Annotated in this window: 19 protein-coding genes; 11 read left to right on the top strand and 8 right to left on the bottom strand. The window is 70.0% G+C overall.

All coding sequences use genetic code 11. The features are described 5' to 3' along the window. Positions 1-29: 29 nt before the first annotated feature. The 4 genes from EDF46_RS12135 to EDF46_RS12120 are packed head-to-tail and all read right to left on the bottom strand — an operon-like array spanning position 30 to position 2,959. Complete coding sequence (locus tag EDF46_RS12135; protein ID WP_123506587.1) at positions 30-827, bottom strand: hypothetical protein; 798 nt, start codon at positions 825-827, stop codon at positions 30-32. Next, on the bottom strand, positions 824-1,402 hold the full coding sequence (locus EDF46_RS12130; protein ID WP_158614232.1) for an RNA polymerase sigma factor: 579 nt from the start codon (positions 1,400-1,402) through the stop codon (positions 824-826). Before EDF46_RS12130 ends, EDF46_RS12135 begins: the two co-directional genes overlap by 4 nt. A gap of 58 nt (positions 1,403-1,460) precedes the next feature. Then, positions 1,461-2,318 carry a 3-hydroxyacyl-CoA dehydrogenase gene (locus EDF46_RS12125; RefSeq protein WP_123506585.1) on the bottom strand — a complete coding sequence of 286 codons (858 nt, stop codon included), beginning with the start codon at positions 2,316-2,318 and terminating at the stop codon, positions 1,461-1,463. 11 nt (positions 2,319-2,329) lie between these two features. Next, entirely contained in the window at positions 2,330-2,959 is a 630-nt protein-coding gene (locus EDF46_RS12120; protein WP_123506584.1) for a TetR/AcrR family transcriptional regulator, read from the bottom strand. Between the two features lie 69 nt (positions 2,960-3,028). Here EDF46_RS12120 and EDF46_RS18730 point away from each other — a divergent pair, with 69 nt between their 5' ends. Beyond that, a complete protein-coding gene (locus EDF46_RS18730; protein ID WP_123506583.1) occupies positions 3,029-5,371 on the top strand; it encodes an alpha/beta fold hydrolase in 2,343 nt (780 codons plus the stop codon). Here EDF46_RS18730 and EDF46_RS12110 read toward each other — a convergent pair. Then, entirely contained in the window at positions 5,368-5,886 is a 519-nt protein-coding gene (locus EDF46_RS12110; RefSeq protein WP_233580021.1) for a nucleoside deaminase, read from the bottom strand. The genes EDF46_RS18730 and EDF46_RS12110 overlap by 4 nt on opposite strands. A 208-nt stretch (positions 5,887-6,094) precedes the next feature. Between EDF46_RS12110 and EDF46_RS12105 the strand changes: the two genes are divergently transcribed. Further along, positions 6,095-6,508 (top strand): ester cyclase, encoded by a 414-nt coding sequence (locus EDF46_RS12105; RefSeq protein WP_123506581.1) that lies wholly within the window; start codon positions 6,095-6,097, stop codon positions 6,506-6,508. Continuing rightward, positions 6,508-6,741, top strand: a complete 234-nt coding sequence (locus tag EDF46_RS12100; protein WP_123506580.1) for a hypothetical protein — start codon at positions 6,508-6,510, stop codon at positions 6,739-6,741. Before EDF46_RS12105 ends, EDF46_RS12100 begins: the two co-directional genes overlap by 1 nt. 154 nt (positions 6,742-6,895) lie before the next feature. Here EDF46_RS12100 and EDF46_RS12095 read toward each other — a convergent pair whose 3' ends face one another. Further along, positions 6,896-7,366: a DUF805 domain-containing protein gene (locus EDF46_RS12095; protein WP_123506579.1), complete on the bottom strand. Its 471-nt coding sequence runs from the start codon at positions 7,364-7,366 to the stop codon at positions 6,896-6,898. A 114-nt stretch (positions 7,367-7,480) separates the two neighbouring features. After that, positions 7,481-8,377 (bottom strand): NADP-dependent oxidoreductase, encoded by an 897-nt coding sequence (locus EDF46_RS12090; protein ID WP_123506578.1) that lies wholly within the window; start codon positions 8,375-8,377, stop codon positions 7,481-7,483. Between the two features lie 71 nt (positions 8,378-8,448). Between EDF46_RS12090 and EDF46_RS12085 the strand changes: the two genes are divergently transcribed. Next, positions 8,449-8,988 carry a MarR family winged helix-turn-helix transcriptional regulator gene (locus EDF46_RS12085; RefSeq protein ID WP_158614231.1) on the top strand — a complete coding sequence of 180 codons (540 nt, stop codon included), beginning with the start codon at positions 8,449-8,451 and terminating at the stop codon, positions 8,986-8,988. Positions 8,989-9,000: 12 nt separating this feature from the next. Here EDF46_RS12085 and EDF46_RS12080 read toward each other — a convergent pair whose 3' ends face one another. Beyond that, positions 9,001-10,305: an ABC transporter substrate-binding protein gene (locus EDF46_RS12080; protein WP_123506576.1), complete on the bottom strand. Its 1,305-nt coding sequence runs from the start codon at positions 10,303-10,305 to the stop codon at positions 9,001-9,003. Between the two features lie 167 nt (positions 10,306-10,472). Here EDF46_RS12080 and EDF46_RS12075 point away from each other — a divergent pair, with 167 nt between their 5' ends. From EDF46_RS12075 to lepB, 7 genes are all read left to right on the top strand, one after another. Then, entirely contained in the window at positions 10,473-11,513 is a 1,041-nt protein-coding gene (locus tag EDF46_RS12075; protein ID WP_123506575.1) for a LacI family DNA-binding transcriptional regulator, read from the top strand. 92 nt (positions 11,514-11,605) lie between these two features. Continuing rightward, entirely contained in the window at positions 11,606-12,262 is a 657-nt protein-coding gene (locus tag EDF46_RS12070) for a GntR family transcriptional regulator (RefSeq protein ID WP_123507088.1), read from the top strand. Positions 12,263-12,336: 74 nt separating this feature from the next. Continuing rightward, on the top strand, positions 12,337-13,314 hold the full coding sequence (locus EDF46_RS12065; protein ID WP_123506574.1) for a heavy metal-binding domain-containing protein: 978 nt from the start codon (positions 12,337-12,339) through the stop codon (positions 13,312-13,314). After that, positions 13,311-14,129, top strand: coding sequence for a heavy metal-binding domain-containing protein (locus EDF46_RS12060; protein WP_123506573.1), 819 nt, complete (start codon positions 13,311-13,313; stop codon positions 14,127-14,129). The genes EDF46_RS12065 and EDF46_RS12060 overlap by 4 nt, the downstream gene beginning before the upstream one ends. Next, the gene (locus EDF46_RS12055) at positions 14,126-14,914 is read left to right on the top strand and encodes a hypothetical protein (protein ID WP_123506572.1); all 789 of its coding nucleotides are present in this window, start codon (positions 14,126-14,128) and stop codon (positions 14,912-14,914) included. The genes EDF46_RS12060 and EDF46_RS12055 overlap by 4 nt, the downstream gene beginning before the upstream one ends. Before the next feature lie 343 nt (positions 14,915-15,257). Next, complete coding sequence (locus EDF46_RS12050) at positions 15,258-15,608, top strand: hypothetical protein (RefSeq protein ID WP_123506571.1); 351 nt, start codon at positions 15,258-15,260, stop codon at positions 15,606-15,608. 27 nt (positions 15,609-15,635) lie between these two features. Continuing rightward, positions 15,636-16,367 (top strand): signal peptidase I, encoded by a 732-nt coding sequence (lepB, locus tag EDF46_RS12045; RefSeq protein WP_123506570.1) that lies wholly within the window; start codon positions 15,636-15,638, stop codon positions 16,365-16,367. Positions 16,368-16,685: the final 318 nt, after the last annotated feature.

The following is a 16,685-nucleotide window of genomic DNA, read 5'->3' as shown; positions in this document are numbered from 1 at the left end:
CTGACCCTAGGGCGCGGGTGGGCCGGTGCCTACTTGCCGGTGGGTTCGGTGGCCACGCCGTACGGGATGAGACTCGGGTCGACCGGGATCTCGGTGGCGTGCTCGACCCTGCTCGTGCCGATCACCGTCGTGCCGTCTTTCTCGTAGACCGTGATCGACGTCAGCTTCTCGGATGCCGGGGTCAGCTGCCAGGCCTCTGTGGCGAGGGCGTAGCCGAGCTTCCCGTTGTCGGCGCGCAGAGGAACGAGGTCGGGGTAGCCGTGGCCGTTCGGCGTGCCGTACGTCTGGCCGTTCGCGTTGACGCCCCACGGGCTGGTCGTCGAGGTGGCGTAGCGGGCGGTGGCTGTCCAGGTGGTCTCGGGCTCGGCCTTCACGGTGATGGAGGTCGAGCCGTCGGCGGGCAGCAGGCCGTCGCTGACGTGCATCGGGTGGTCGGCGTTCCTGCAGTCGATCCCCTGCGCGGTGGGGTTTCCGTCGTCACCGGGTGTCGTCTCGACGAAGGCCTGGCCGACGCCGTTGTCGCAGGTGAGGTCGATGACGACGACGCCGGCCCTGTCGGGGACAGCGCCGAGATCGATGGTGCCGGTGCCCGTGTGCGTGACGGTCACGGATGTGCCGATGGCGGTCACTGTCGTCGAGCCCGGCTGGTTCGCGATGGCCACGGCCGCGCCAGTCGTGGCACCGGCGAGGGCGAGGGCGCCGAGGCTCCAGGCCACGGTGCGCGCCGTGCGCTGGCGACGCTGGAGGCGGCTGCCCTTCGTGCCGATGGCGGTGAGCTCGGTGCGGATGGCCCGGGCGAAGTCGGTGTCGAGCTGAGGCGCGGTCATGAGCGGTGTCCTTCGGCGGTGAGGTGGATGGCGGGGTTCAGATCGTGGAGATCGGCGCGCACGCGGGTGCGGGCGCGCTGCAGTCGCATCCGAGCGGTCGACGGCTTGAGCCCGACGGCTGCGGCGGCCTCGGCCAGCGGCAGCTCGTCGAGGCTCGCGAGCACGAAGAGCGCGGCGTCGGTCGGCGACAGCCGACGAAGCGACTCGGCCAGGCGCCGCGAGGCCTCGACGGCGCCCGCGTCGAGCTCGACGGTCGGCTCGACGCGCGGCATGCTGCGGAGCAGGCGCTGGTGCCGGAAGTGCGACCGCTGCGAGTTGCGGGCCAGATTCACCGTGGTGACCAGGAGCCAGGGCAGGATCGAGCCGTCGACGATCCGCACTGCGCGGCGCTTCCGCCACAGCTCGAAGAACGCGGCGCCGACGATGTCTTCGGCGTCGTGGGCGTTCTCGACGAGGCCGAGGGCGCGGCGGTAGACGCGGTCCTGGTGACGGTCGAAGAGCGACCCGAAGGCGTCGCCGTCGTCACGCAGGGCGCGATCCCACAGGGCTGTCTCGGTCTCGTCGGAGTCACTCACACTAAGGAGTGTCCGGGGCCGCCGAGGTCGTCCCACATCCGTGGCTCTCGCCGCGGCATCAATACCTGTAGAAGCCCTCGCCCGTGGCCACGCCGAGCTTGCCCTTGTCGATGTAGTTCTCTTTCAGGTACGCGGCGAACGCCTGCGATCCCGGGTCGGGGTTGGCCGCGGCGATGTTGTAGGGGGTCGTCAGGCCGATGACGTCGTAGATCTGGAACGGCCCGGACGGCGAGCCGGTCGCGATGCGCCACGTCTTGTCGATCATCTCGGGCTCGGCATAGCCGCCCACCAGCAGGCCGGCCGCCGCGTTGAGGAACGGCACCAGCAGGGAGTTGAGCAGGTAGCCCGCCTTCTCCTTCTTGATCTCGATCGGCACCATCCCGCTCCGCGACGCGAAGTCGACGACGGCCTCGAACACGGCGGGGTCGGTCTCGGCCGTCCCCATCACCTCGGCCGTGTTGTACCGCCAGACCTCGTTCGCGTAGTGGAGCGCGAGGAAGCGGTCCGGCCGACCCGTGTACTCCTTGAGGTCGCTGGGCAGGAGGGTCGACGAGTTGGTGGCGAAGATCGTCCTCTCCGGAGCCGAGGCGGCGAGCTCGGAGTACACCGACCGCTTCACGTCCAGGCTCTCGGGCACCGCCTCGATCACGAGGTCGGCGTCGGCCGCCGCCGCAGCGAGGTCGGTGGTGAGCGTCAGGCGCTCGAGCGCCGCCGCCGTCTGCTCGGCGCTCGCCCCGACGACGGGATCGGCCTGGTACCGGGCGGCGAGCCCGTCGAACCGGGTCCGGGCCGCCGCGAGGGCGTCGTCGCTGACGTCGTACGCGGTGACGGGGAAGCCGTGGAAGGCAGCCTGGAACGCGATCTGCGAACCGAGCACGCCGGTTCCGAGAACGGTGACGGTGGAGATGGAGGGCACGGGTGGTCCTTTCAGTGGAGGGGGAGGTCGGACCCGTAGATGCTGCGGATCCAGATGGTCGAGAGGGTCGAGACGGCATCGGCCTCCGTGATCGACGGGGTGTCGCCGCCGAAGGTCGCGGACAGCACGCGCTCGTTCATGAGGTTGAGGGCGATGGAGAGGTCGCTCGCCGACGGGCCGGGGATCGCCGCGCCTCGGGCGAGTTCCTGCGTGATGACGTCTGTCGAGTAGTCGGCCCAGGACTGGAGCGAGCGCGACCAGAGGGTCTGGACCTCGGCGTTGCGCAGGCGGGCGGTCGTGGTCGCCGCGGCGACGGCGCGGTGCTCCGAGAACACCTCGACGAACGCCCCGATCGACCGCTGCCAGGAGCCGGCGGGGTCGGCTTCGAAGTCGCGGCTCAGCGACTGGACGCGGTGCTCGACCTCGGTGATCACCCGGTCGAGAAGGGCGAGGAGTACCTCGTCTTTCGACGCGAAGTAGAAGTAGAACGTGGGCCGCGAGATGCCTGCGCCTGCGGCGATGTCTTCGATCGAGATGTCGTCGAACGACCCCTCGGCCAGGATGTGCTCGGTCGTCGACAGGATCGCCGACTGGCGCTCGTCGCCCGAGGGGCGGGTGGTGCGGCGTCCACGTGCAGGCATGCCGCCACTCTAGCCACCTTTCTCGACAGTGTGTTGATTAAGTCGACACGGTGTTGATACCGTCAGGACATGACAGAGCACGTGGATGTGGTGATCGTGGGCGCAGGCCTCAGCGGAATCGGCGCGGCCAGCCGACTGAAGCGCAGCCTGCCGGGAAAGTCGTTCCTGGTGCTCGAGTCGCGCGGGGCCGTCGGGGGCACGTGGGACCTCTTCCGGTACCCCGGTGTCCGCTCCGACTCCGACATGTACACGCTCGGCTACTCGTTCCGGCCGTGGACCGACGCGAAGGCGATCGCCGACGGCGACTCGATCCGCGACTACATCCGCGACACCGTCAGCGACGAGGGGCTCGCCGACCGAATCCGCCTCCACCACCGCGTCGTCAGCGCCGACTGGTCGAGTGCCGAGGCTCAGTGGACCATCACGGCCCGCGTCACCGGCGACGGCGAGGCCGCTCTCGGCGACGAGACGGTCACCGTGACGTGCTCCTTCCTCTCCGTCTGCTCGGGCTACTACCGGTACGACGAGGGCTACTCGCCGGCGATCCCCGGCGCGGAGACCTTCGCCGGGCCGATCGTGCATCCGCAGCACTGGCCCGCCGACCTCGACTACGAGGGCAAGCGCGTGGTCATCGTCGGCAGCGGCGCCACCGCCGTCACGCTCGTGCCGAGCATGGCGAAGGCGGCCGAGCACGTCACGATGCTGCAGCGCTCGCCGACCTACATCTCGCCGGTGCCGTCGCGCGACCATCTGGCCGACCGTCTCCGCGGACGACTCCCGGCGAAGCTCGCCTACGACGCCGTGCGCCTCAAGAACATCGGCTTCTCGATGCTCACGTACCAGCTGAGCCGGCGCCGGCCCGACAAGATGAAGGCGATCCTGCGCTCGTCGGCCGTCGCGAAGCTCCCGGCTGGCTTCGCCGTCGACACCCACCTCGCGCCGACTTACGAGCCCTGGGACCAGCGGCTCTGCGCGATCCCCGACGGCGACCTCTACCGCGCCATCAGCGCCGGCACCGCCGACATCGTCACCGACCGCATCCGCACGATCACGCCCTCGGGGATCGCGCTCGCATCAGGCGCCGAGCTCGACGCCGACGTGATCGTCACGGCCACCGGGCTCAACCTGCTCATCATGGGCGGCATGGCCATGACGGTCGACGGCGAGGCGGTCGACTACTCGAAGCGCCTCACCTACAAGGGCATGATGCTCGACGGCGTGCCGAACTTCTCCCTGACCATCGGCTACACCAACGCGTCCTGGACGCTCAAGGCCGACCTGGTCGCCGAGTACGTCGTCCGGCTCCTCCGCCGGCTCGACCGCGGCGGTCACGACTGGGTCGCGCCCGACGCTCCTGACTCGGTGGCGAGCGGCGAGGTCGGGTCGCTGATCGACCTGCAGGCCGGCTACGTGCTGCGCGGCATCGACCAGATGCCCAAGCAGGGTGCGAGCTCCCCGTGGCGCCTCCACCAGAACTACGTGCGCGACTACGGGCTCCTCCGCGTCGGGCGCACCGGCGACCACGTGCGCTTCGGCCGGCGGGGCGAAGCCGTCTCTCCTCGCGAGGACGACCCACTGGCGCTGCCGGGCACCGCGTTCATCACGGTCGCAGGAACTCGGCTCCGGTACCGCGTCACCGGAGCCGGGTCGCCGGTGCTCCTGCTGCACGGCATCGGCCAGAGCCTCGACGACTGGACCGAGCAGCACGAGCTGCTCGCCGAGCGGCACACGGTCTACAGCCTCGACCTGCCCGGGTTCGGGTACTCGGCGCGGCGGCCCGGGCGGTCGACCCTCTCGACGCTGGCCGCGATCCTGCCCGCCTTCCTGGACGCCGTGGGCGTCGCCGGCGCAGTGCCGGTGCTCGGCAACTCGCTCGGCGGTGCCGTGGCGATGACCTTCGCCGTGGCCCATCCGACGCGCGTGTCAGAGCTGGTGCTGGCCGACAGCGCCGGCTTCGGGTCGGAGGTGGCGCTCGCGCTGCGGCTGGTCTCGGTGCCGCCGATCGGCGCGCTCCTGACGAGGCCGAGCCGCGCCACCTCGCAGCAGACGGTCGAGTCGGTGTTCTACCGCAAGTCGCTCGCGACACCCGAGCGCGTCGACCATGCGTTCGCCCTCGCGCAGCTGCCCTCGCACACACGCACCCTCCGAGACCTGGCGCAGGATCTCGGCACCTTCGGCGGGGTCAGAGACGAGTGGCGCGAGGCTCTGCTGAGCGAGCTCCGCCCGCTCGCGATCCCGACCCTCGTCGTGTGGGGCGACCACGACCACGTGCTGCCGTTCTCGCACCTGGCGGCGGCCCGGGCCGCCCTCCCGCACGCGACGACCCACGTGTTCGCGAAGACCGGCCACATGCCGCAGATCGAGAGGCCCGACGAGTTCGCCGACGTGGTCGAGGAGTTCTTGGGCGCCTAGTTCCAGAAGCCGGCGTGAGGCGCGGCGGCCTCGTCTTCGAGGGCCGGGCCGACGACCTCGATGGCGCGCTGGCCGCCGTTCAGGACCACGCGCGAGTCGACCGACATCGTCGGGTTCTCGGGGTCGTCGCCGGTGAGGCCGAGCAGCGAGCGCTCGGCGAGGGCGTAGACGACGCGGCCGATCCCCGACCAGTAGATCGCGCCCGAGCACATGGCGCACGGCTCGGCGCTCGTGTAGAGCGAGTAGCCCGCGAGCCGCTCGGCGCCAAAGAGCCGCCACGCTTGGCGCGCCAGGGTGACCTCGGCGTGCGAGAGCATGTCGTGCTCGGTGGTGACGCCGTTCTCGGCCTCGAGCACGACGCGGCCCTGGTCGTCGACGAGCACGGCGCCGAACGGGTGGTTGCCGTGCTCGCGCGAGCGCGTCGCGACGGCGATTGTCGCGCGCAGGAACTCGCGATCGGTCTCGGTGGCCTGAGGGTCGTCCATGGTCTCTTCCGGGTCGGGGCGCGTGTGCACTCCCACCTTATTCAGGCGGCGTCCTCCGGCACGGACGGCGCGTGCGCCCGCGAGGATATCGGGCGCGATATGTGGGGCCGACGAGGAGTTCTGCGCGTTCCTGCGCCCGCCACGAGGACGCCTGCCCCGGCGATCCTCGTGTACCTGCATCTCTCGGCTGTCCCCCGTCTGCTGAGTGGAAGGGACGCGGCCGGAGTAGACCGGGCCCATGGCTAAGGAAACCAACATCGCAACCCAGCAGAAGCTCGGCGACATCATCACCGCTCGCGAGGTATCGCGACTCGGCGAGGCGTTCCACGCGGACGTCGTCGACCACGACCCGGCTCCCGACGCGTCGGCCGGCCTGGCGGGCATTCAGGAGTTCTGGTCGTCGTTCCTGGAGGCGTTCCCCGACCTCGACCTCTCGGTCGAGACGCTCGTGGCCGACGACGAGCAGGTCACGGCGGTCTTCACGATCCACGGCACGCACACCGGTCCGTTCCAGGGAGCCGAGCCGACGGGCAAGTCGTTCACCGTGCGCGGCATTCAGGTCGCCAAGTTCAACGACGAGGGCCTGATCGTCGAGCGCTGGGGCGCCACCGACGAGGCCGGCCTGCAGAAGCAGCTCGGGCTGGACTCCTGATGAGCGACGCGCCGTCCGCCGACGAGCCCTTCACCGACGCAAGCGACCCGGAGGCCGAGTTCGAGGCCGCCAACGCCATCACGACCAACGACGCCGTGGCCGGCGAGACGGTCGAGCCGGGCGTCGGCGAGGGCAACGACGGCCCGACGGGCGGTGCGCCGACCGAGGGTGAGCCCGAGTACGCCGAGAACGACCTCGAGGGCGACGAGATCGACCTCGACAGCGCCCCGTAGAGCGGCCTTCGGCGTCCTCAGATAAGGACGCCGCGGCTCCTCACGAGGATCCCGACTCGAATCTGCACGCCCCACGAGGAAAGGCGGCGCGGAGTGCATCCCCCACAGGGAGCACCCGCGCCGCCTTCCTTCGTCAGGGACGGGCGATCAGCCGTCAGCGCTTGTCGAAGCGAGCACCCTCGGGCTTCGGGCCGGACGCCACGAACACGATATAGATGATCCACCCCACGATCGGGATCAGGTTGATCAGGATCCACAGGCCGCTGCGGTTGGTGTCGTGCAGTCGTCGCCACGAGATCGCGAGGTTCGGCACGAGGGTGATGAGACCCCAGACGCCCGACAGCGGGTCGGAGCTCTGCTGTGCGAACGTGGTGAAGTTGAAAGTGGTCGTCGTCATGTCCATCGGGTGGCTCGCACCCCAGATGCTGCTGAGGATCAGGGTCACGACGAAGTTCGCGAGGATCCACCACCAGAACTCGGAACGACTCGCCCGACCCGAGAAGGTGGCGTACTTCTGGAAGAAGCGCTTGACCGCCGCAACCGGCGAAGCGCCGTAGTACGGCTGGTCGCGGGGCGGCTCGTTCTGCTGCTTTGCGGGCGTGGGGTAGGCGGGAGGAGTCGACATCGATGTTCCTTCGTGATCGTGGCGTGAGGGAGGGGCGACGGCGCCGCCGCCCCTCAGCATTCACCCAGGTTAGCGCGGTCGATCGACGAGAGCCAAGCGGTCGGCGCGGGTCCGCTAGGGGACGAGGAGCACCTTGCCGCCGCTGTGCTTGCCGGCGACGAGTTCCTGCGCCTCGCCCGCCCGGGCCAGCGGGAACGTGGCCGCCACGGGGATCCCGAACCCGTCGATGGCGATCGCCTCGGCGAACGAGGCGGCCGGGTCGGCCTCGGTCTGCGACGTCGAGACGCGGGCGCCGTGCTCCGGGGCGCTGAAGTCGGCGATCGAGATGACGTGCGACGCGTCGCCGACGATCTCGATCAGCTCAGGGACGATCCCCGACCCGGCCAGGTCGAACGCGGCTGAGACGCCTTCGGGCGCAGTCGCGCGAACGCGGTCGGCGAGGCCGTCGCCGTAGACGACGGCCGTGGCGCCGAGCGCCGTGACGCGCTCCTGGTTCGCCTCGCTCGCCGTCCCGATCACGCGCAGACCGCGGGCGACCGCGAGCTGCACGAGCGCGGTGCCGACGCCGCCCGAGGCGCCGCTCACCAAGACGGTCGATCCCTCGGCCGGGGCGAGCAGGGTCAGGACCCGCCCGGCCGTCTCGATCGCGACGGCCCAGCCGCCGGCCTCGATCGGATCCACGGTCGCAGGAACTGCCGCCCACGTCACCAGCACGGCCTTCTCGGCGGCGGTCGCCGCCCCGAACCCGAACACGACGTCGCCCACGGCCGTGCCGGTGACGCCCTCGCCGACCGCCAGCACCTCGCCCGATGCCTCGAGACCGACCCCGGCCGGGAACTCGACGGGCATCTGCTCGGCCATGAACCCCTGGCGGAGGATGGCATCGAGGCCGTTCACGCCGGACGCGATCACTCGGATCAGGACGCCCCCGGCGGGCGCGACCGGCTCGGAGGTGTCGACCACGTCGAGGACATCGGGGCTGCCATAGGCTCGGAACTGCACTGCTTGCATGAGAATCTCCTTAGGACGAGCGGTGTTCCTGTGAACATCTGCTTCTAATTCGAAACAACCTGAGGCACTGCGTGACCATTCCCGATTCGTTCGACGAGCTCTCCGAGCACACGGCACCCCTCTCTCACCGCGAGATCGGCGTCTGGCTCGGGCTCGTCGAGACCGTCGACTCGGTCCGGGCGCTCCTCGACGAGCAGGTGCGCGACATCGCCGGGATCACGATCGTGCAGTTCGGGATCCTGCAGCGGCTGCTCGCCGCGCCGGCCGGGGTTCTGAGCATGACCGAGATCGCCGACGGGCTCGTGACGTCGCGCAGCGGCATCACGTACCAGGTCGACAAGCTCGAGGCGGCGGGCATGGTCGAGCGCCGGGCATCAACGCGGGATGAGCGCTCGGTCGAAGTCCGCGTCACCGAGGTCGGCCGCGATCGGATCGCGGAGTTCCTGCCTCAGCACACGGCACTCGTGCGGCACCTGCTGCTCGACCGCATCGACGACGCCCAGCTGTCCGTGCTCGAGAGCGTCGTCGGCGACGTGGGCGCCCAGCTCGCCCTGGCGCCGCCGCGATCCGTGCGGCGCCGGGCGAACCAGGCGAGGCGCCAGGTCGACTGAGTCGGCTTCGAGCTACTTGATCTGCGATGCCAGCTTCGTCTGGAGGGCGCTCAGCGAGGCCTTGGGCGACTTGCCCGACAGGACGTCCTGGCCGAACTCCGACATCGGCGTCGTGCTGTCGACGTAGCTGACGTTCGCGAAGAGGGCGGAGCCGCCCGGCGCCGCCCAGGTCTTCGAGACCGGCTGCCAGTCGTTCACGATCTTCACCTGGTTCGGGTCGGACTTGAACTCGGGCGTCTCGGCGATCGACTTGAGCACGGGAAGGCCGATGCCGGTCTTCTTGGTCCAGAGCTGCGCCATGTTCTTGTAGTAGTAGGTCAGGAACTCCTCCGAGCCCTTCTGGCTCGGGGTGTTCGTGTACATCATGATGTTGTTCGGGAAGTACAGAGCGCCCTTCGTGCCGCCGTCGCTCTCGATCGGGTCCATGACGAGGAGGTCGGCCGCCTGGCTTCCGCCGACGTTCGCCGCCAGTCCGGGCACGTCGATGCCCATGCCGAACTTCTCGGCCTTCCACTGGGAGTTCGAGTTCGTCGCCGTGTAGCTGATGGCACCCGGGTCGACGTAGCCCTTGCGGATGTTCTCCTCGATGAACTCGAGCGCGCCGACGTTGGCGGGAGTGACCAGGTTCGGCTTGCCGTCCTCGTCGAAGATGCCGCCGCCGTTGTTGATCATGAAGCCCGTGATCATCTGGAAGGCGTTGCCGCCGCTGGTGTTGCCGTTCGCGGCGAAGCCGTAGACGCCGATCTTCTTCAGGGCCGCCGCCGTGTCGAGGTAGGACTGCCAGTCGGTGGGAACCTCGGCGTCGGCCTTGTCGAGCAGCTTCTTGTTGTACCAGAGCACCCGCATGTCGAGGTTGTAGGGGATGGCGACGTAGCCGTTCGGCGTCTTCATGGTGTCGAGGAGCCCGGGCAGGAAGTCGTCGAAGAGGCCGTTCGACTTCCAGCTGTCGAGGAGGTCGTCCGCGTGGGCGATGAAGCCCTGCTTGTCGAACTGGAAGGCCTGCGTGCCGCCGCCCGAGCTCACGGCCGGACCGGTCTTCGAGGCCATCGCCGACGCGAAGGTCTGGGTGAAGTTGGCCCACTGGATGGCCTGATAGGTCGGAGTCGGCAGACCCGACTTCGGCTTGTAGTCGAGCGTGATGGTCTTGTCGAGCGGGTTGAACGCCGGGCCGCCCCAGGGCATGTTCCAGAACTTCATGGCTCCGGACGCCCCGCCGCCGCCGCCGCCGGAGCAGGCCGCCAGTGTGGTCACGGCTGCCGCGCTTCCGATCAGCCCCAGGAATCCGCGGCGCGAGACCGCTGTCTTCGTTGTCGTCATCGACTTTCCTCCTGTCGCGGTGGTGCCCGCGACTTGTTCTTCTTTGAACGGTGAGTTTGCGCAATATCGTCACCGAACTCGCGCTTGCCGAGAGTATGCACCAGGCTTTGTTGGGGTGCAAGACAAATTAGTTTGCGCAAATTACATGACATCACTACCGTGATCCCATGCCCGCGATCCGACCGACCCTCCAGGAGGTCGCCGTCTTGGCGGGCACCAGCATTCCGACGGTCTCGAAGGTGCTTCGCGGCGGCACAGACGTCTCGGCCACGACCCGGGAGCGCGTCCTGAAGGCCGTGGCTGCGACCGGCTACCGGGCACGGGCGAGCGCTCGGCCGACGGCCGCCACCGCGGTGCCCGCCCTGGTCGACCTCGTCCTGACGGCCGTCGACAACTCGTGGGCAGCCCGAGCGCTCGGAGGGGTGGAGGCCGCCGCCGCCGAGGCCGGCATCGGGATCGTCATCACGGTGGCCCGCGATCGCGACGAGTGGGTGACCCGCTTGCTGCGTCGCCGCTCGGAGGGTGCCGTCATCGTCGGGGTCGGGCCGACGGCGATGCAGCTGGCCGGGCTCACGGCGGCATCCGTGCCGGTCGTGCTCGTCGACCCGGTCGTCCGGCCGCCCGACGACATCGCGAGCGTCGGCGCGACCAACTGGGAGGGCGGCCGATCGGCCGGTGAGCACCTCGTCTCGCTCGGCCATATGCGCCTCGGCATCATCGACGGAGCTCACGGGACCCTGTTCAACGACGCCCGCGTCGACGGCTTCCGCACCGCGCTCCGGCATGCGGGGCGCGGAGTCCCCGACCGATGGGTCGCCCACAGCGAGTGGTCGCGGATCGACGGCCGTCGCGCGGCGCTCCCGATGCTGGCCGACGCCGATCGGCCGACAGCCCTGTTCGCGTGCTCGGAGAGCATGGCGTTCGGGATCTACGACGCGGCCGCCGAGCTCGGTCTGCGCATTCCGGACGACCTCAGCGTCGTCGGCTTCGACGACCTCCCGGAGGCGCAGTGGGCGAGCCCGCCGATGACGACCGTGCAGCAGCTCACCGCCGGGATGGGTGCGACTGCCCTGAGGATCCTGCTCGACGAGATCCGGCAGCGCTCGAACGGGGCGTCGGCCTCGCGCAGCGCGACGCGAGTCGAGCTGGCGACGCGGCTGATCGTGCGCGAGTCGACTGCCCCGCCTCCCGATTTGCGACTGGAGTGAACGGACAGCCCGCGACGACACAGCCCGGCTTGCGAACCGATCGGCATCCCACCTGTTAGCGTCTCGCATATCGTGTGAGAAAGGTGAAGAACATGCCAGTCCCCCCAGGTGGGCCGTCGCAGGAGCGCGAGCTTCTCCGCGACCGGGTCCGGCAGCAGATCCGCGCCGCGATCCTCGACGGAACCCTCGAAGCCGGCGAGCGTCTCAGCGACGACGACCTCCTCAAGTGGCTCGGCGTCTCCCGCACGCCCATCCGCGAAGCCCTCGCCGATCTCGCGCACGCTGGCCTCATCGAGATGGAGCCCAACCGCTATACGCGCGTCGCGATCCCCGACCCCGACGCGGCGGTCGACTCGCTGCAGACCCTGGGCGTCCTGTTCGGCGGAGTGGTCCGGCTCGCGGTCGGCCGCATGCCCGCCGACGCGGTGGCCCAGGCGAAGGCCTCGATCGACGACTGCCTGCGCGACGTGAAGGCCGGCGACGGCGCCGCGCTCAACGGCCACGCGGTCGAGCTGTTCGACGTGTTCGTCGTGAACTGCGGCAACCCGCCGCTCATCCGCGTCACCCGCAGCGTCGAGGACGGCCTCGCCTATCAGCTGCGGCTGCCCAACATCGTCGAGATCCTCGGGGTCGAAGCCAGCACGCGCGAGTTCACGAAGCTGAAAGAGGCGCTCGGCGCCGGGGACGCCATCGCGGCCGAGCTCGCGACGGAGGCGCTGCACCACCTGCCGGCGCGAGCGGCCTCGTAGGGCGACCGACCCTGGTTCCTGCGCACTCTGCATGAATCCCAGCCCCGGGGCCCACCGGGTGCTTGGATGAGCGAGTGACCCCATGGACGGGCGGACTCCCCCCGGCAGCGCACGAGCGCATCGAGCGCCAGCGCGCCAGCGGTACGTCCGGCTCGCTCCTCTCGGCCCCGGCGGCCGCCGCGCTCCGCAGCGCCGGACTCGCCCCCGTCGGCGAGGTCTTCGGCTGCCTGGTGATGAACCTGGGCTGGACCGGCGGCCAGTGCGGCGTCTACGGCCTGGGCTACGCGACCACGCAGCCGAACGGCGTCTTCCTGAACGCCGGTATCGCCGGCTTCACCCAGTACCGCGAGACCCCCGTCTTCACGTCGGGCCGCAACACGAACCGCTACAGCGGCTTCGGGCCGTACGTGAAGGCGTTCGAGGCCGCCTGGCAGGGCGCGCTGAACCGCATGCTCACCGAGGCGGCCGCACTCGGAGCCGAAGGGGTCGTGGGGGTCACCATCAAGCGGGCTCGCCTCGAAGGCCAGATCTGGGAGTTCACGGCGGCAGGAACCGCGGTCCGCTCCGCTGACGGCTCGCTGGTCAGCGCATCGGCGCACGGCACCCGTGTCTGGTCGAGCGTGCTGTCGCCCGAAGACACCGCGGCGGCGATCCTCTCGTCGCTCGTCCCCCGCGGCATCGTCCTGGGGCTGTCGGTCGCGACGAAGCACGAGGACTCCCTGCTGCGCTCGCAGCGTCTCAGCTGGGGCAACACCGAGATCGAGGGATTGTCGGCCGTGCAGCAGGCCGCCCGCGGCGAGGCCCGCTCGCTGATGTCGAAGCGCGCCGAGTCGATGGGCGGCTCCGACCTCGTCGTCGACCGCTCCGAGATGCACGAGTTCGAGACCGAGTGCGGCGGCGAGAAGGACTTCCACGCGGAGGCGTTCTTCGTCGGCACTGTTCTCGCGCCTGGTCCGATGCACGCCTTCCGCGGCAAGGACAAGCCCGGCACCGGCCGGATCCTCAACGTGCTCCCCCTGACCGACCCACCCACCCGAAGGAGTCGACGATGAGCGACCTCTCGAACGTCTCGCTTCCCCCCGACGCGCGAGCCCGCCTGGCCGACGGCAAGAAGCACCTGTTCACCTCCGACCTGAGCGTCAACGAGTTCCTGCTCGTGAAGCAGGCCGGGTTCCGTCCCGTCGGCCTGGTGCTGGGGTCGAGCGTCTACCACGTGGGTCTGCAGATCGCGAAGTGGTCGAAGAACATGGAGCTCGACAAGCTCTCCGAGGCGATGTACCACGCCCGCGACCTCGCCATGACCCGGATGGAGGCCGAGGCCGACGCCCTCGGGGCCGACGGGATCGTCGGCGTGCGGCTCGAGATCGAGTTCAAGGAGTACGGCAACGACCTCGCCGAGTTCGTCGCCATCGGCACCGCCGTCATCGCCGACGAGGCACCCCCGACGGGTGCCTGGCGGAACAACCGCGGCCTGCCCTTCACCTCCGATCTCTCGGGCCAGGACTTCTGGACGCTGATCCAGGCCGGGTACGCCCCGCAGGGCCTCGTCATGGGCACCTGCGTCTATCACATCGCCCACCGCGGCATGATGGCGTCGCTCTCGACCGTGGGCTCGAACGTCGAGATCCCGCAGTACACCGAGGCGCTCTACGACGCGCGCGAGCTGGCCATGGGGCGCATGCAGACCGAGGCCGAGGTGCTCGACGCCGAGGGCATCGTCGGCGTCCAGCTGCTCTCGCTGCCGCACCGCTGGGGCGGTCACACCACCGAGTTCTTCGCGATCGGCACCGCCGTGCGATCGCTGCGCGACGACCACGTCATCGCGACGCCCAGCCTGGTGCTCCCGCTGACGGACGCCCCGCGGTGACCGAGGCCCACGACCTGCTGGAACGGCTGGCGACAGAGCTCCCGAGGGCCGTCGGCGACTCCGCCGTCGAGGTCGAGCGCTCGCGGAGCATGGCCGACCGCCTCGCCGGCCGTCCGGGCTCGGTGTCGTCGCTCGCCTTCCTCGGCGACGGGGTCCGCCTCACCGCGCGGGTCGAGCGGGGCGACCGCGTCGCGTGCGAGGCCGCCCGCGTCAGCGGCGGCGTCGTCATCTCGCGCCGTCAGCCGCCGCTCGGCGAGTGGCTCGCGGCGCTAGCCGAGCAGGTATCGGTGAGCGTGGCCGCGTCGGCCGGAGATTCCGCGACCGCGGCGCAGGCCCTCAGGGCTCTCGGGCTGGCCGGTGCGGGCGACGACATCGTCGTCGACGAGGCCGCACTCGACGCCGGGCTGGCGGCGCTGCCGGCGCGGGTGGCGCGCCGGGTGCCGGCCGAGGCCGGTGAGCGGGTGGCCCGCATCAGTGCGATGCTCCGCGACACGCTGCCTCGCGTGGCTGGACGGGCGGAGCCCGAGTTCCTGCTCACCCGCGCAGCGACGACCTACCTGCCGGACACCCTGCGCGCGTACCTCGCGCTCCCCGGCGACTGGGCCGCCACGCACGTGCTCCGGAGCGGTGCCACCCCGGCGCAGGAGCTGCTCGATCAGCTCGGCGTGCTCGAGGAGGCCGTGAGCGGGCTGCGCGACGCAGCTCTCGCCGACGACGCCGGGGCCCTCGAGACGAACGGGCGCTTCTTGAGCGACAGGTTCGCGCCGCCGGCCATCGGCCTCTAGCCGCTCGGAGTCCGCTTCGGAGCAGAGGAAACCCGGGGTCGCCGCCCCTGCTAAGAGAGCGGCGCCCCGGGTTCGGCAGGTGTCCGGCCCGGGAAGAACCCGGTCGGGAGGCGACGCGCTGGTAGGGCAGCCCGTCGCCGCTGCCGTCTTGGGGAAAGGCCGATGAAGGCCGGGGGAGAAGTCTGATCCGTGGTGGCGGTGTGGTCTAGAGGGTGTGAGAGTCTCTCATCTCAAAGTGGTCGTGATGAGTAAACCGCAGAACAGGCAGGTTCGCAACGAACCACGAGTGATCGACACGCTCCGTCGATTGGAATTGTCGACTCGGTCGGAGCAAGATAAGCCAGTGACCCACGAGATGATGACCCCAGAGAACAACCTCGAACGCATCATGTGGACGGGGACTGCCTGGTTCGGCGTCTCGACAGGCACGGTCGCCCTCAGCCTCGGCCTTCTGCTCTCCTCCGGCTGGCGCCCCGCCCTCCTGCACTCCGGCCTCGCGGCGCTCTGGTGGATCGGCTCCGTGCTCGTCGCCCTCAGCATCGGCATGATCGGCTGGTCGGGCTGCCCGATCCTCGAGGTCTCGGTGCCGATCGCCGACCGCAACAAGACCCGCACGATGCAGCTCGGAACCCTCTTCTTCATCGTGGGCGGCGCGGCGACGCTGCTCGCCGTCATGCTCGGTCCGGCGCATTAGGCGCTCGGCGAGCGGGGGGAGCACGGCATGAGCACACAGACCGCACCCGTCCGACCGCGCCACGGCGCCCTCAGGTTCGTCCGCGACATCGTCATCATCCTGGCGTGCGCCCTGCTCATCTCCTTCGTGGTGAAGACCTTCGTCGTCCGCTCGTTCTACATCCCGTCGGGATCGATGGAGTCGACGCTGCAGATCGGCGACCGCATTCTGGTCAACGAGTTCGTGCCCAAGGTCGCGGCGCTGAACCGCGGCGACGTTGTGGTCTTCACCGACCCGGGCGGGTGGCTCGACAGCGACGCGATTCCGGCGACGGCGCCGCAGCCGGCGGCCGTCGAGGCGATCCAGTCGGCGCTCACCGCGGTCGGACTCGGCACGCACGACAGCGACGACCACCTCATCAAGCGCGTCATCGGCCTGCCCGGCGACACGGTGTCCTGCTGCAACGCGTCGGGCGAGCTCCAGGTGAACGGCGTCCCGATCAAGGAGCCCTACATCACCATCGCCGCCAACCAGACGAAGGCGTCGCCGAACGACTTCTCGGTGACGGTTCCGCCCGGCATGCTCTGGGTGATGGGCGACAACCGGTACGACTCGGCCGACTCGGAGTACCACAACGCCCGCAAGGACGTCTCCCCGTACGTCCCGATCAGCGACGTCGTCGGCCGCGCGTTCGTGATCACGTGGCCGCAGAAGCACTGGTCGGCGCTGAGCGACTATCCCGACGTCTTCGATCGCGTGCGCGACGCGAAGCTCCACTAGCCCGCTGCCGCGCCTTGTTCCTTCGGGAAGGACGGGGTGTGCGCTCGCGAGGAGAAGGGGCGCGGAGTGCACGGCTGGCAAGGAGATCGGCCAGCTGGTGCGCGCCCCACAAGGACGTCTACCCTGCCGATCCTTGCGAACGCGCGGCGAGGCCGGCGCGTCGGGCACGCAGAACGGCCCGCCGCACGAAGTGCGACGGGCCGTTCGGGGTGATGCGTGAGATTACTCGGCGATCTGGGCGGCGATGGTGGCGGTGCCGACGAGGAGTCCGGGCTTGACGGCGTCGGTCTTGAACGTGGAGTTCAGGAGCTTGGCGGC

This window comes from Frondihabitans sp. PhB188, from assembly GCF_003752365.1.
Lineage (GTDB): Bacteria > Actinomycetota > Actinomycetes > Actinomycetales > Microbacteriaceae > Frondihabitans.
This window is presented reverse-complemented; position numbering and strand designations above follow the sequence as displayed.